Source organism: Streptomyces sp. NPDC058758, from assembly GCF_042746075.1.
Classification (GTDB): Bacteria; Actinomycetota; Actinomycetes; order Streptomycetales; family Streptomycetaceae; genus Streptomyces.
In genome coordinates this window covers 401,046-414,518 of sequence record NZ_JBHYPS010000002.1, presented here as the reverse complement: position 1 = coordinate 414,518, position 13,473 = coordinate 401,046, and the positions used below count along the sequence as shown (strand labels likewise).

The 13,473-nt window shown below is 75.8% G+C and carries 16 protein-coding genes; 7 read left to right on the top strand and 9 right to left on the bottom strand.

Annotation, left to right across the window (positions count from 1 at the left end; genetic code table 11):
* Positions 1-160: 160 nt before the first annotated feature.
* On the top strand, positions 161-499 hold the full coding sequence (locus ACFW6A_RS04745; protein ID WP_351849950.1) for a helix-turn-helix domain-containing protein: 339 nt from the start codon (positions 161-163) through the stop codon (positions 497-499).
* Positions 500-586: 87 nt separating this feature from the next.
* On the opposite strand, the gene ACFW6A_RS04740 is transcribed toward ACFW6A_RS04745, so the two are convergent.
* Positions 587-799 carry a DUF4287 domain-containing protein gene (locus ACFW6A_RS04740; protein ID WP_351849947.1) on the bottom strand — a complete coding sequence of 71 codons (213 nt, stop codon included), beginning with the start codon at positions 797-799 and terminating at the stop codon, positions 587-589.
* A 66-nt stretch (positions 800-865) separates the two neighbouring features.
* Positions 866-1,531: a DUF998 domain-containing protein gene (locus ACFW6A_RS04735; protein WP_386481736.1), complete on the bottom strand. Its 666-nt coding sequence runs from the start codon at positions 1,529-1,531 to the stop codon at positions 866-868.
* A 286-nt stretch (positions 1,532-1,817) separates the two neighbouring features.
* Between ACFW6A_RS04735 and ACFW6A_RS04730 the strand changes: the two genes are divergently transcribed.
* From ACFW6A_RS04730 to ACFW6A_RS04710, 5 genes are all read left to right on the top strand, one after another.
* Positions 1,818-2,945, top strand: a complete 1,128-nt coding sequence (locus ACFW6A_RS04730) for a sensor histidine kinase (RefSeq protein WP_351849944.1) — start codon at positions 1,818-1,820, stop codon at positions 2,943-2,945.
* Positions 2,942-3,637 (top strand): response regulator transcription factor, encoded by a 696-nt coding sequence (locus ACFW6A_RS04725; RefSeq protein ID WP_351849943.1) that lies wholly within the window; start codon positions 2,942-2,944, stop codon positions 3,635-3,637. The genes ACFW6A_RS04730 and ACFW6A_RS04725 overlap by 4 nt, the downstream gene beginning before the upstream one ends.
* A gap of 62 nt (positions 3,638-3,699) precedes the next feature.
* Complete coding sequence (locus ACFW6A_RS04720) at positions 3,700-5,700, top strand: HEAT repeat domain-containing protein (RefSeq protein WP_386638614.1); 2,001 nt, start codon at positions 3,700-3,702, stop codon at positions 5,698-5,700.
* Positions 5,701-5,952: 252 nt separating this feature from the next.
* Complete coding sequence (locus ACFW6A_RS04715) at positions 5,953-6,612, top strand: VOC family protein (RefSeq protein WP_386638611.1); 660 nt, start codon at positions 5,953-5,955, stop codon at positions 6,610-6,612.
* A gap of 155 nt (positions 6,613-6,767) precedes the next feature.
* Positions 6,768-7,667, top strand: a complete 900-nt coding sequence (locus ACFW6A_RS04710) for an NAD(P)-dependent oxidoreductase (protein WP_351849939.1) — start codon at positions 6,768-6,770, stop codon at positions 7,665-7,667.
* A 34-nt stretch (positions 7,668-7,701) separates the two neighbouring features.
* On the opposite strand, the gene ACFW6A_RS04705 is transcribed toward ACFW6A_RS04710, so the two are convergent.
* The 5 genes from ACFW6A_RS04705 to ACFW6A_RS04685 all read right to left on the bottom strand — a co-directional run bounded on the left by ACFW6A_RS04705 (position 7,702) and on the right by ACFW6A_RS04685 (position 10,939).
* Positions 7,702-8,151 (bottom strand): DUF1801 domain-containing protein, encoded by a 450-nt coding sequence (locus tag ACFW6A_RS04705; RefSeq protein ID WP_351849937.1) that lies wholly within the window; start codon positions 8,149-8,151, stop codon positions 7,702-7,704.
* 97 nt (positions 8,152-8,248) lie between these two features.
* Complete coding sequence (locus ACFW6A_RS04700) at positions 8,249-8,692, bottom strand: pyridoxamine 5'-phosphate oxidase family protein (RefSeq protein WP_351849936.1); 444 nt, start codon at positions 8,690-8,692, stop codon at positions 8,249-8,251.
* Positions 8,689-8,931 (bottom strand): hypothetical protein, encoded by a 243-nt coding sequence (locus tag ACFW6A_RS04695; RefSeq protein ID WP_351849934.1) that lies wholly within the window; start codon positions 8,929-8,931, stop codon positions 8,689-8,691. Before ACFW6A_RS04695 ends, ACFW6A_RS04700 begins: the two co-directional genes overlap by 4 nt.
* A gap of 19 nt (positions 8,932-8,950) precedes the next feature.
* On the bottom strand, positions 8,951-9,361 hold the full coding sequence (locus ACFW6A_RS04690) for a VOC family protein (protein WP_351849933.1): 411 nt from the start codon (positions 9,359-9,361) through the stop codon (positions 8,951-8,953).
* A 144-nt stretch (positions 9,362-9,505) separates the two neighbouring features.
* A complete protein-coding gene (locus ACFW6A_RS04685) occupies positions 9,506-10,939 on the bottom strand; it encodes a hypothetical protein (RefSeq protein ID WP_386638608.1) in 1,434 nt (477 codons plus the stop codon).
* A 95-nt stretch (positions 10,940-11,034) separates the two neighbouring features.
* Here ACFW6A_RS04685 and ACFW6A_RS04680 point away from each other — a divergent pair, with 95 nt between their 5' ends.
* Entirely contained in the window at positions 11,035-12,024 is a 990-nt protein-coding gene (locus ACFW6A_RS04680) for a D-2-hydroxyacid dehydrogenase family protein (RefSeq protein ID WP_351849930.1), read from the top strand.
* Here the strand turns inward: ACFW6A_RS04680 and ACFW6A_RS04675 are convergent.
* Both ACFW6A_RS04675 and ACFW6A_RS04670 read right to left on the bottom strand, forming a co-directional pair.
* The gene (locus ACFW6A_RS04675) at positions 12,021-12,377 is read right to left on the bottom strand and encodes a GntR family transcriptional regulator (protein ID WP_351849929.1); all 357 of its coding nucleotides are present in this window, start codon (positions 12,375-12,377) and stop codon (positions 12,021-12,023) included. The two genes, ACFW6A_RS04680 and ACFW6A_RS04675, sit on opposite strands and share 4 nt — an antisense overlap.
* 2 nt (positions 12,378-12,379) lie before the next feature.
* Complete coding sequence (locus ACFW6A_RS04670) at positions 12,380-13,348, bottom strand: DUF1648 domain-containing protein (protein WP_386638605.1); 969 nt, start codon at positions 13,346-13,348, stop codon at positions 12,380-12,382.
* Positions 13,349-13,473 lie beyond the last annotated feature (125 nt).

The window sequence follows — 13,473 nt, the reverse complement described above, 5'->3', positions numbered from 1 at the left end:
CCGCTGTCCTTCGTGGGTGTGGTGGTGTTTTTTTTTTATACCCCCCCCCCCCCCCCCCGCGGGCGCGCCCCGGCCCGCGCCCCCCCCCACGGCGGCGCTACCCTCGGTGAACGAGCCGGACCACCGGCCGCCCACCGGAAGGTTCGCCGGAGAGGTGAGAATGACCGCAGACGATCCGCTCGGCCGTCTCGACGACGACGACTACCCCGCCTACACCATGGGCCGGGCCGCCGAGATGATCGGTACGACGCCCGGCTTCCTCCGCGCCCTGGGAGAAGCCCGGCTGATCGCCCCGCTCCGCTCCGGGGGCGGCCACCGCCGCTACTCCCGCTACCAGCTGCGCATCGCCGCCCGCGCCCGGGAACTGGTCGACCAGGGCACCCCCATCGAGGCCGCCTGCCGCATCATCGTCCTCGAGGACCAGCTCGAAGAAGCCCAGCGCATCAACACCGAGTACCGCCGCGCGTCGGGCGGATCCCACCCTCCCGCAACCGACTGAACCACGTCCCGGCGCGTCCTCGTGGCTGCACGTCCACCTGCGCACTCGAATGCCGGGTGCCGCCGCCGCCCGGGCGGCCCCGCCCGGTCACGTGCCGGTGTTCTCGGCGAGGGTGTGGGCGACGAGGGCATTGGCGTGGCCGTGGCCGAGGCCGTGCTCGGACTTGAGCCAGCTGACCAGCTCCATGTGCCTGGTCAGCGGGGAGGATCGGATGAGGTCCTTCCATTCGGCGATCGGACGGCCGTACTTCTTCTCGATGGACGGGAAGTAACTGGCAGGACCCTTCACGGCGTCGGTCATGGATGCCCCGTTTCGTATCGTGGTGATCTTGGTCGTGTCGAGGGTGCCGGACGGACCGGCCGTCGGCTAGCGGCCGGCCAGGCGGGCCGTCACCGCGCTCAGCCACAGCAGGCCGAGGCCGGCGCCCACGGTGAACGCCAGGACCGAGGCGGCCGAGGCCGTGAAACCGGCGAGGACGGCCACGGGCACGACGCGGGACGCGACGGCCCAGCCGCGAAGGCCCCGGGCGGCGAGCGGACGGGCCAGGACGACGAACGCGGCGCACAGGGCGAGGTAGCCGACCATTCCGCCGAACATGTGGACGGCGCCGTGCCCGCTCATCACGGTCGCCTCGGGCGCACCGACGGGAAAGCCCGCTCCGGCATCGGCCGGGAAGGCGGCCGCGACCCAGAAGGAAGCGCCGAAGACGCCGACCAGGGCCGGGCCCCACGTGCCGCCGGGGCCACCGCGCAGCACCCGCCGCAGTCCGGTCGCCCCGGCGATCAGCAGCGCGCCGGCGAGCACGAAGCTCGCCGTCTGGACCCAGCCCGCCTCGCCGAGGGCGAGCTGGCTGATCGCGTTCCGCGTGAAGTCGAAACCGTCCCGCACGAACCCCTGGGCGAGTCCGGCCGCCAGGAACAGCGGGCCCGCCACCACGCCGGCGGCCGCGGTCCGCCGCGCCGCGGAGCGCGGCGCGGGCGCGGCGGGGACGACGGGGACGACGGGGCGGGGCGCGGTGAGCATGTCGGTCATGGCGGGGCCTTCCTCGCTTCAGGGTGGTCGCTCATATGACCGACGGCCAGGCGCGGAATCATCGCTCCCACCCTTGTGCGCTGGGTCACACCGCGAGCGGGACGGCTTCCCCGGCCCGCTCGAACCCGGAAGGACGGTCCGTCGTTCTCCTCGTTCGCGCTGCCGCCGCCGGCGTACGCGGCTACCGCGGGCGCGGCAGGAGCCGTACGGGTACCGCGGGCGCGGTAGGCGGCCGGTCGTCCCCGGGTCGGATCCGCCCGCGGCGGCGGCTGGTTAGGGTGCGCGCATGGGCATACGACGGTTCGCCGTACCGGCCGGTGCAGGGGACCGGGTGATCGCCGTGGGCGTGGCGGCGCTGATGGTGGGCGACGGGTGGTCCGGGGAGCGCCTCGGCGCGGGGCCCGGCCTCCTCGGCCACGCGCTGCTCGCGGCCGGCGGCCTGGCGCTGGCCGCGCGCCGCCGGGCCCCGGTGGCCGTCCTGGCCGTCACCGGGCTGTGCGCGGTGGGCTACGAGGCGGCCGGGTTCGACGTGCTCACCGTGGCGTACCTGGTCGCGGTGTACGGCGCGGTACGGGCCGGGCGCCGCGTCCTGGCGGTGACGGCGTCCGCGGCCCTGCTGGTGACCCTCCAGCTCACCGCCCTGGTCTTCCGCGACGGGCCGCTGGGCGAGGTGTCGGTGCAGGCCCGCGGCACCCTGGAGATCGCCTGGCTCGTCGCGGCCTTCGCCGCGGGCGAGGCGGTGCGGCAGGCGGAGCAGCGGGCGGAGGAGGCCGAGCGCACCCGGGAGGAGACCGCGCGGCGCCGGGCCGACGAGGAACGGCTGCACATCGCGCGGGAGTTGCACGACTCGCTCACCCACCAGATCTCCGTCATCAAGGTGCAGTCCGAAGTCGCCGTCCACGTGGCCCGCAGGCGCGGCGAGGAGGTGCCGGAGGCGCTCCTCGCGATCCAGGAGGCCGGACGTGAGGCGAGCCGGGAGCTGCGCGCCACCCTGGAGGCGCTGCGCGACGACGGCACGGCCCCGCCGCGCGGGCTCGCCGACGTGCCGGAACTGGTGGAGCGGGCGGGCAGGGCCGGTCTGGAGGCGACGCTGACGGTCGAGGGACTGCGGCACGACGTGCCGGCCGCGGTGGGCCGGACCGCCTACCGGATCGTCCAGGAGTCGCTGACCAACGTCGTCCGGCACGCCGCCGCCACCACGGCGTCGGTCCGGATCGACTACCGGCCCGGCTCCCTCGCGCTCCGCATCGACGACGACGGCAGGGCCACGCCGGACACCGCCCCCGTGCCCGGCGTCGGGCTGCTCGGCATGCGCGAACGCGTCACCGCCCTCGGCGGCCTCCTGCGCGCCGAACCGCGCGACGGGGGCGGCTTCACCGTCCGGGCCGAACTCCCCCTGGAGCGAACGTCGTGATCCGAGTCCTGCTGGTCGACGACCAGCCGCTCATCCGCAGCGGATTCCGCGCCCTCCTCGACCTCGAGGACGACATCGAGGTGGTGGCCGAGGCCGCCGACGGCGGGGAGGGCCTGGAGCTCGCCAGGGAGCACCTGCCCGACATCGCGCTCGTCGACGTCCAGATGCCGGTCGTCGACGGCATCGAGACGACCCGGCGCATCGCCGCGGACCCGGCCCTGGCCGGGGTGCGGGTCGTCGTCCTGACCAACTACGGCCTGGACGAGTACGTCTTCGAGGCGCTGCGCGCCGGCGCCGCGGGCTTCCTCGTCAAGGACATCGTCCCGGACGACTTCCTGCACGCCGTGCGGGTGGCCGCGCGCGGCGACGCCCTCCTCGCCCCCTCGATCACCCGCAAGCTGATCGACCGGTACGTGTCCCGGCCGCTCGACGACGGCGCCGGGGCGGGGGCGGGGCTCGAAGGGCTGACCGGCCGCGAGCGCGAGGCCGTCGTCCTCGTCGCGCGGGGCCTGTCCAACGACGAGATCGCCGACCGCATGGTGATCAGCCCGATGACCGCGAAGACCCACGTGAACCGGGCGATGACCAAGCTCCACGCCCGCGACCGGGCCCAACTCGTGGTCCTCGCCTACGAATCCGGCCTCGTCGTCCCCCAGGGCCCCCACGGCCCCCACAGTCCTCACAGCCCCTGACGACCCCTCCGGAGCCGCGGCCGCCGTCCGAACGACGGGCCGATAGGGTCGCGTGCACGTGCGTGAGGGGCGAGGGCGGGGTGGGGGTCGGGATGGAGGCGGAGGCGGTCGACTGGGCCGGGCTGCGGCACCACTACGGTTCCGCCGAGGACGTGCCGCGGCTGCTCCGCCGGTGTGCCGGTCCGGATCCGGACGACGCCGACGACGCCTCGTTCGAGTTGCTCAACGTGCTGTTCCACCAGGGTGGTTGGATCTGTTCCGCCGCATCGGCCGCGCTGCCCTTCGTGCTGGGCCTGGCCGCGACGCCGCAGGTGCCGAGCCGCCTCGCGCTGCTGGAGCTGGTGGCGATGCTGGCGCGGGAGGCCGGGCGGGTGGAGGAGCGGTTCCTCGACCCGGGCTGGGCGCCGGCGTGGCGGCGGGCGCTGCCCGAGGTGCTGCGGCTGCTGGAGAATCCCGAGCCGGAGATCCGGCGGGCCGCGGCCGATGTGCTCGGAGCCTGCGGCAGCCCCGGTGAAGCGGTTCTTCCCGGGTTGCTCCGGTGCTGGGAGGCGGAGACCGATCCGGCGACCCGCCTGGAGCTGGTCCTCTCCCTGGGGCACGCCGTCCGGCGTGCGCCGGCCGGCGCGCACGGCACCGGGGCATCCGCCCTGCTCCGCGGCCTGCTCGACGCTCCTCAGCCGCAGCTCCGCCTGGCGGCGGTGCACGCGCTGGCCCCGGCCGACCCCTGCCTTCCCGCCCGGCGGCTGGACGACGTGCTCGAAGCGCTCCGGGACCCGGGCGTCGAGTCGTGGCGCCACACCAGCTCGGTGCGGACCGGAGTCCTGGGCGTCCACCACTGGACCTCGGGACTGTTCGACGGGCCGGACCCCGCCTTCACGCTCGGAGTGCTGGCGGACCACCACGACGACGAGCGGCGGGTCGCCGCCCTGGCCCAGGCGGGCGGGCTGCTGTCCCGGTGGCGCTCACCGGCCGCTCCGCTGCTGCCGCGCCTGGTCGGGCGGCTGGACGATCCCGCCGCCGAAGTCCGGTTCCGGGCCGTCGAGTTGCTGGCGTGCCTCGGCCGGACGGCCGCCGCCCACGCGGACGACGCCGCCGCCCTGCTGACCGACGGCGCGACGCGCGCCACGCGGGGGCGGGAGGGCGTGGGCGAGGCCGCCGTGTGGGCGCTGGCCCGGATGAACGACCCGCGCTGCCTGCCGAGCCTGGTCGAGTTCGTCGCCGGCGCGCGATCCGGCTTCGCGTCGTACTCCGTCCACTCCGCCGCGGACGAGAGGCACCCCGTCCGCCTCCCCTCGCTGTCCGAGGTGCTGCACCGCCTCCCGGACCACGCGGGAACGCTCCTCCCGGCGGTCCGCGACCGGCTCGGCACCGTCACGGACGACCGGCTGCTCCACCGGCTCTGCGGCGTGCTCGCCGAGTGGGGACCGGCGGCGGAGCAGGCCGTACCACGGCTGCTCGGCCTGCTGGAGGACGACCGGACCTGGACCGCGGCGGCAACGGCTCTGGCCGGCATCGGAAGGGGCGGGACCGAAGCGAGGAGCGTACTGCTGTCCCGGGTGCGTGCCGGCGGGCCGCACGAAGGGCTCGCGGCCTGGGCGTACTGGAGGGTCTGCGGCGATCCCGGACCGGCCCTGGAGGTCCTCGGGCGCGGCCTCGCCGAACAGCGGATCCGGCACCCGGAACTGCGCAGGCTCGCCGCTCTGGGCGCGCATGCCGCCCCTCACGCGGACCTGCTCAGGGCGATGACCGCCGACGCCGACCCCTGGCCCCGCGTCGAGGCCGCGCACGCGCTGTGGGCCGCCACCGGCGACACGGAGACCACCGTCCCCGTCCTGACGGCGGTCGTGCGCGGCCTGGCCGAGGGGAGGTACCTGCCGGTCATGCTCCCCGCCGTACGGCACCTGGCCCGGATCGGTCCCCCGGCCCGGCCCGCCGCGGACCTCCTGCGCGAGGTGCCCGCCGGCGACCGGCGGCTGCGGAGCAGCGGCGGCTGGGAAGGCTTCACCCAGGACGAGACCATCCGCTCCGCCGTACGGGAGCTGCTCGACGCGGCATCCGCCTGAGCCGCCCGGGACGTCCGGGGCGTCCGGGGCGTCCGGGGCGTCCGGGGGCTTCTCGTGCACCCTGCGCACGGTGGGGGCGGTTCGTGCCGCGCTGGGCGAAGACGCCGACCAGCGGCCGGTCGGTGCCGTGCTCCGCCGTGCGCCGCGCCTTTCACGAGGGGAGGGGCGAGGGGAAGGGGACCGGGCGGCGGCCCGGCGGACGGTCAGGATCGGAGAAGCGGGGGCGCGGGGGCCGGACCTAGCGTGTTCGTCATGACCTCACTGACGCAGATCACGCTGGAAGTCACCGACCCCGCCGCCGCCGAGGGCTTCTACGGGGCCTCCGGGCTGGGCGCCCACGTCCGGCTGCGGGCCGCCGCCGCGGACGTGCCGTCGGAGGGGTTCCGCGGCTTCGCGGTCTCCCTGACCGTGCCGAGCCCCGCCGACGTGCGGGCGCTCGTCGACGCGGCGGCCGCCGCCGGCGCGACGGTCCTGAAGGCCGCCGCCAAGTCCTTCTGGGGCTACGGCGGTGTCGTGCGCGCGCCGGACGGGACGGTCTGGAAGTTCGCCTCCTCCGAGAAGAAGGAGAAGGGCCCCGCCACCGGGCGGGTCGAGCGGGTCGTCCTGCTGCTGGGCACGACGGACATGACCGCCACGAAGGAGTTCTACGCCGCGCACGGCCTCACCGTCGCGAGGAGCTTCGGCCGCAAGTACGTCGAGTTCGCCGGGGCCGAGGGCTCCGTGACGCTCGCCCTGTACCCGCGCCGGGCCCTCGCCAAGGACGTCGGCGTCCCGGACGACGGCAGCGGCGCGCACCGCGTCGCGCTCGGCGGCGGCCGGGCCCGGTTCAGCGACCCGGACGGTTTCGCCTGGGAGCCGCAGGCGGAGGCGGAGGCGCAGCCGCAGGCGGAGGCGGAGCCGGCGGGCCGCTGACGGAGGGCGAGCGGCGGAAGGGGACGGCACGCCGGGGGCCGGGCGGGTGGCGCGGTCGGGGGCGAGTGGCGCGGATCACCCTCCCGGCTCCCGGCCGGGTGTCACATACGGAGGGGCTGTCCGGTCTTCCCTCTGTACCCACCTGGAGGTTGACCATGAGGATCCTGCTCGCCGGCGCGACCGGCGCCATCGGCCGTCCGCTGACCCGTGCCCTGATCCGGGACGGGCACGAGGTGCTGGCCCTCGCCCGTTCGGAGGGCTCGGCGGGGGCGGTGCGCGCGCTGGGCGCGACGCCCGTCCGGGCGGACGCGCTCGACCGGGAGGGCCTGCTGCGGGCGCTGGACGGGCTGTCCGCCGACGCGGTGGTCCACCAGCTGACGGCGCTCAGGTCGCCCCGGCTGAGGCTCACGGCGGACGACCCCAGCAACGTGCTGCGGGAGCGCGGCACGGCGCACCTCCTGGAGGCGGCGGGCGTGCTCGGGGCGGGCCGCTTCGTCACGCAGTCGCTGGTCCTGGGCTACGGCTACCGCGACCACGGGGAGCGGCCCGTCACCGAGGAGGACCCCTTCGGCGTGCTCGGCGGCACCGTCGCGGACCACGTCGTCACGGGGCTCGTCGAGGCGGAGGGCCGGCTCTTCGCCGCGGAGCACGTGGCGGGCACGGCCCTGCGGTACGGCGTCTTCTACGGCCCCGGCACCTGGTTCGACCCGGCGCCCGGCACCCGGCCGTTCCCCGTCCCCCGGGACGGCGGCGGCACGATGTCGTGGGTCCACGTCGAGGACGCGGCCGGGGCGACCGTCGCCGCCCTCGAACGGGGCCGGGCGGGCGAGGCGTACAACATCGTCGACGACCGCCCCTCCACCTGGGGCGAACTCGCCGCCGCCCGCGGCCGGCGCCGCCTCCGCCTGCCCGGCCGCGTCCTCCGCCTGGCCGTCCCCTACCTGGGCTCCCTCATGCTCGACACCCACCTCCGCGTCTCCCACGCGAAGGCCACCCGCGACCTCGCCTGGACCCCCCGGTACCCGGACCACGTCGCGGGCATGGCGGCCCGCTGACCCGCGGGCGGCGGCGGGGCGGCGCCCCCGGCGGTCAGGCGGTGGCCCGCTCGATGAGGGCTTCGACGCGGGCCTCGACCTCGGGGGTGAGGGCGGTGAGGGCGAAGGCGGTGGGCCACATGGCGCCGTCGTCGAGGGCGGCGGGGTCGCTGAAGCCGAGGGTGGCGTAGCGGGCCTTGAACTTGGCGGCGCTCTGGAAGAAGAAGAGGACCTTGCCGTCCTTGGCGTAGGCGGGCATGCCGTACCAGGTCTTGGGGGTCAGGCCGGGGGCGACCCTCTTGACCAGGGCGTGGATGCCCTCGGCGAGGGCGCGGTCCTCACCGGTCATCTCGGCGATCTTCGCGAGGAGGTCGGCCTCGCCGTCGGCGGCCTTGGCGCGGGTGCCGCGGGCCTTGGCGGCCTTCAGCTCCTTCGCGCGCTCCTTCATCGCCTCGCGCTCGTCCTCGTCGAAGCCGTCGTAGGACTTGGTGTTCTCGGTGGCCATGGCCGGTCCCCTCGTGGTGTGTCGCTCGTCTTCCGTGGTGCTGTTCCAGGCTGGGTTCCGGTGGTTCCGGGTGCTTCTCCGAAACCGACCGGGCGGCTCAGGCGAGCCAGGTCCCGTCGCGCATCAGGGTGCGTCCCTCCAGCTCGTCGGCCTCGCGCCAGGCGTGCACGCGGTGCGGTCTGATCAGGAAGTACTGGTAGGGGCGGGTGAGTTCGCGCGGGTCGAAGCCGGTCTTCTCCGCGAACGCGTCGCCGGTGCCGGCGGGGAGGTCCGCGAGGTCCACGGGCTCGGCGGCGCCGTCGATCATCACGACGTCGCGGGTGGGCCCGAGGGCCAGCCTGACCCGGCCGTCGGCCAGGAGGTTGCGGCCGGTGAGGGAGGCGCGCGGGGTGGAGACCAGGACGGCGGCGCCGTCCCAGAGGAAGGAGAGCGGGATCAGGTGGCCCCGGCTGGCCAGCCACAGGTCCACGTCGGTCTCCAGCCGGGCCAGGGTGTCCCTGACGCGTTCCTCGCGGGACCTCGGTGCGGGCGCGGTGGTCACGGTGTCCTCCCCCGGGTGGCGCGGAGCGCGGTGACGAAGGCGTACGGGGTCGTTCCGTACGCCCGGGTGAACGTGCGGTGCAGGGCCCCCGCCGTCAGGCCCGCCTCGCGGGCCAGGGCCGGGACGTCCAGCGGTCGGTCGTACGCGCGGTCGATGCGGTCGCGGACCCCGCGCAGGTCCTTCAGCTCCTGGAGCCGTACCGCCGTGGTGCGGGCCTCGGCCCATGCGGGCTGGCACATGTCGGTCCCCCCGGGTGGGTCAGCGGACTTCCTGGATGCGGATCAGGTTGCCGGCGGGATCGCGGAAGGCGCAGTCGCGGACGCCGTAGGGCTGCCGGGTGGGCTCCTGGACGACCTCGGTGTCGCCTGCGGCGACCTTCTCGAAGACGGCGTCGAGGTCGGGGGTGGCGAGGAGGATCCAGCCGTACGTGCCCTTGGCCATCATCTCGGTGATGGTGCGGCGCTCGTCCTCCGTGACGCCGGGGTCGACGGCCGGCGGGGCGAGCAGGATCGAGGTGCCGGGCTGCCCGGCGGGGCCGACGGTGATCCAGCGCGTCCTTCCCTGGCCGACGTCGCTGCGCACCTCGAAGCCGAGGACGTCGCGGAAGAAGACGAGGGAGGCGTCGGGGTCCTCGTGGGGGAGGACGGTGGTGTGAATGGTGAGGTCCATGCGGATCAAGGTAGTTGGCGGTCCGGGCGCGCGCTTCTCGAATCCTGACCGGGTGGGGCGGGCCGGTGCGGGAGGGGTCCCCTCCGGCACCTGATCTGCCTGGCCCGCCTGGCCTGCCTGGCCCGCCCGGTCTGCCTGGCCCGCCTAGTCGGCCTTGCGGACCGGCCCCGGCCCCTCTCCCGGTCCGGGCCCCTGCCCAGCCCCACGCCCAGGCCCAGGCTTAGGCCCAGCCCCAGGACCGGGGCCAGACCCAGGCCCAGCCCCGGGCCCGCCCGCCGCCACCGCCGCCGCCTCGGGGTCCGGGGCCGGGTCCGCCAGGAAGTCCGTCACCAGCAGGGCGAAGAGCAGCGCCAGGGCCAGGCCGATCACGACCCAGCCGGTGGGGTGCGGCCAGAGGACGAAGGCGAGCGCCGCGCCCGCCACCAGGATCCACACGATCCAGGTGTGGAAGCGGTGGACGAAGCCGCCGACCGGGCCCAGCCGCATGCCCGCCCGGTCCGCCGTCGAGCGGGTCGCGGCGATGCCCGCGTGCCACAGTCCGCGGGCCAGGACGGCCGGGCGGCTCGGCCCCGACAGCCAGGCGACCAGGGCGACGAGCACGCCGAGCACCGCGCACACGCGGACCGAGGTGCGCAGGAAGCGGATCAGGGTGTCGTAGACCGAGCCGGCGGCCGCCGGGGAGACCGAGGCGGGCAGCGCGTTCAGGTAGACGGTGCGGAAGACGGTGAGCGCGATCCCGAGGACGACGGCCGCCACGGCGAAGCCGAGGGCGGCGGCGACCAGCGCCCGGCGCCGGCGCACCGCGAGCAGCACGCCGCCCGCCACCAGCAGCACCGCGATGACCGGCAGCCACGCGCCCATGGTCTGGAGGAGCGCGAAGCCGGTCTTCGCCTTGCCGATGTCGTCGGCCCTGAGGACCGTGAAGTCCGTGTGGACCTCGGGGATCTTGCCGGCGGCGGTGAGCCCCGATTCGACCAGGCGCTCCTTGACCCGATCGACGACGGGCGCCAGGTCGATCGTCACCGTGTCCGTCTCGATCTTCACCGCCCCGTCCTGGTCGCCGGTCAGCGCCCGGTCGAGGGAGGTGTGGACGGCGCGGTTGGCGTCGTTCCAGATGGTCTCGAAGGCGGGGGATGCGACGACGTCCTGCGCGCGGTCGCGGACGAAGCCGGCGACGGCGTCCTCCAGGGAGCCGCCGAGCTTTCCGAGCGCCTTCTCCACGAGCGGCCGCTGGTCGGGGGCGACGCCTTCGAGGAGCGAGGCGAGGTCGATGTGCTCCATGACGGCGTCGGTCGCGCGGGTGGCGACGGCCGCCTGCACGTCCGGGTCGGAGGCGAGCGGGGCCACCGTCTGCACGTAGCGGTCGGTGTCGCCCAGGAGGTCGGCCGTCCAGGCGGCCACCAGGCCGAGCGGCACGAGGACGCAGCCGACGACCACGAGGAGCGCGGAGAAGAAGGAGCGCAGCCGGTGGTGTTCCCGCTTCGGCGCGCCCCGGGCGGTGCTCGCCTCCAGGGCCGCCACCCGGCTCCGCAGCCGGGTGAGTTCGTCGTCGCCGGTCACGCCGTCCGGAGTTCCCATGGGGTCACCCTGCGGGCGGGGCGGCACCCCGGCGCGCGGGGCGGAGCCGAACGGGTGAGCTGCCGGGAGCCGGGGGCGTACGCGATCATGCCGTCATGACTCCTCTGCCGCGCTGTGCCGTGCTCGACGACTTCCAGGACGCCGCCCTCTCCTCCGCCGACTGGGGGCCGCTGCGCGGCCGGGTCGAGGTGCGGGTGCTCCGCGAGCACCTGACGGACCGGGACGCCCTGGTCGCCGCCGTCGAGGACTGCGAGATCCTGGTGGTGATGCGCGAGCGGACGCCGCTCGACGCCGCCCTGCTCGACCGGTTGCCCCGGCTGCGGCTCGTCGTCACCTCGGGGATGCGCAACGCCTCGATCGACCTGGCGGCCTGCCGGGAGCGGGGGATCACCGTCTGCGGCACCGCCAGCGGCTCCGAGCCGCCCGCCGAGCTGACCTGGGCGCTGATCCTGGGGCTCGTCCGGCACGTGGTGACGGAGTCCCGGGCGCTGCGGGAGGGCGGTCCCTGGCAGTCGACCGTCGGCGGCGACCTCGCGGGCCGCACCCTGGGCCTGCTCGGGCTCGGGAAGATCGGCGGACGGGTCGCCGCCGTCGGCCGGGCCTTCGGCATGGACGTGCTGGCCTGGAGCCCGAACCTGACGGAGGAGCGGGTCGCCGCGCACGGGGAGGGCGTGCGGCTCGCGAAGGACAAGGCGGAGCTGTTCGCGGCAAGCGACGTGGTCTCGCTGCACCTGGTGCTCTCCGACCGGACGCGCGGGATCGTCGGCGAGCCCGAGCTGCGGGCGATGCGGCCGGGGGCGTACCTGGTGAACACCTCGCGGGCCGGTCTTGTGGACGGCCCGGCCCTGCTGCGGGCGCTGCGCGAGCGCTGGTTCGCGGGGGCCGGCCTCGACGTGTACGAGACGGAGCCGCTGCCGGCCGGCGACCCCCTGCGGACCCTGCCGAACGTCCTCGCCCTCCCCCACCTGGGATACGTCTCCGAGGCCAACTACGCCCGCTACTTCGGGCAGGCGGTGGAGGACATCGAGGCGTACCTGGCGGGCGCGCCGGTCCGGGAGCTGGAGGCGCCCCGTACCGCTTCCTAGCCGAGGGCGGTACGGGCCAGGTCGAGGAACTCCTCGTCGGTGAGGCCCAGTTCGCGGGCGTCGGCGGCGGCCTCGCGGAGGCGGCCGACGAGGCGGGCGCGGTCGGGGGCGGTGGCGCCGGGGACGATGAGGGCGCCGCGGCCGCGCCGGAGCTCGATGAGTCCCTCCTCGCGGAGCCGCTGGTAGCCGCGCAGGACGGTGTGGACGTTGACGCCGAGGGAGTCGGCGAGTTCGCGGGCGGCGGGGAGCCGTTCGCCGGGGGCGGCGGTGCCGTCGGCGAGGGCGCCGCGGACGCAGCCGGCGATCTGGTCGCCGAGCGGGACGGCGGAGGCGGGGTCGACGCGGAAGAGCACGGTCAGAGCCTTCCACGTCGGTCGACGAGGGTGTTGAGGAGGGCGGCGGCGGTCCGGGCGTCGGGCACGGTGACGGCGAACTCGCGGCCGTTCCCGCGCCGGACGACCAGGGCCTCTCCGGAGCGCAGGACCACGCCGGAGCGGTGGGCGCGGATCCGGTAGCCCCAGCCGCCGAACTCGCGCAGGGCGTCGACGTCGCGGGCTTCGGCGCCGGTGATGTCGGCGAGCGGGACGTGGACGCGGGGCCGGGGGGTGAGCGTGGAGCGGACGGTGAGGCCGTGCCGGTCGACGTTGACGCGGATCCGGGCGAGGGCGAGGCCGGGCACGGCGACGGCGAGCGCGACGAGGAGCAGCGGCCACGGGCCGAGGAGGGCGGCGACCGCGCCGGCGGCGAGGAAGAGCAGGCCGAGGGCGGTGAGCGGGGCGGAGGCGGTGGCCCGGGACCAGCCGGCGACCTCTCCGGCGCCGAGGTCGAGCCGGGGCGCGTCGGGGTGGACGGCGGGTCCGGAGCCGTCGTGCCCCTCGGACGGGACGAGCCGGGAGAGGGCGTGTCCCGCGAGGGCGAGGACGGCTCCGGCGGCGGCCGCGACGGCGAGGTGGGAGAGCGGCGAGACGACGCGCGCGGGGTCGGTCGCGTCCAGGTTGTCGTGGACGACGAGGCCGAGCAGCGTGCCGGTGAGCCCCGCGGTCAGCCAGGCGCCCCAGAGGGCCTCGCGGCGGACGAGGACGGTCCAGGCGGCGCCGAGGGTGAGGAGCAGCGCGGCGCCGGCGGCGGTGAAGGCGGCCCGGCCGGTGAAGCCGTCGGCCTCGCCCCCGTACGAGAAGTGGGTGGCGAGCCGGTCGGGGAGCCGGTCGGACCAGACGGCGAGGAGCAGGACGTACGCGACGGCGGCGAGGACGAACGGGAGCGCGGCGAGGGCGCGGAGGCGGAGCGGGACGCGGAGTGCGGCGGGGCGCGGAGCAGTGGTCATGAAAACCTCCCTTGTTTGCACTCTACTAGAACAATGAGGGGATTCACCAGGACGGCGGAGCGAGGAGGCGGCGCTTCGGGGCCTCCCTCTCCGGATGCGGGCCCGCACCGCCGGTTGTTCACTGG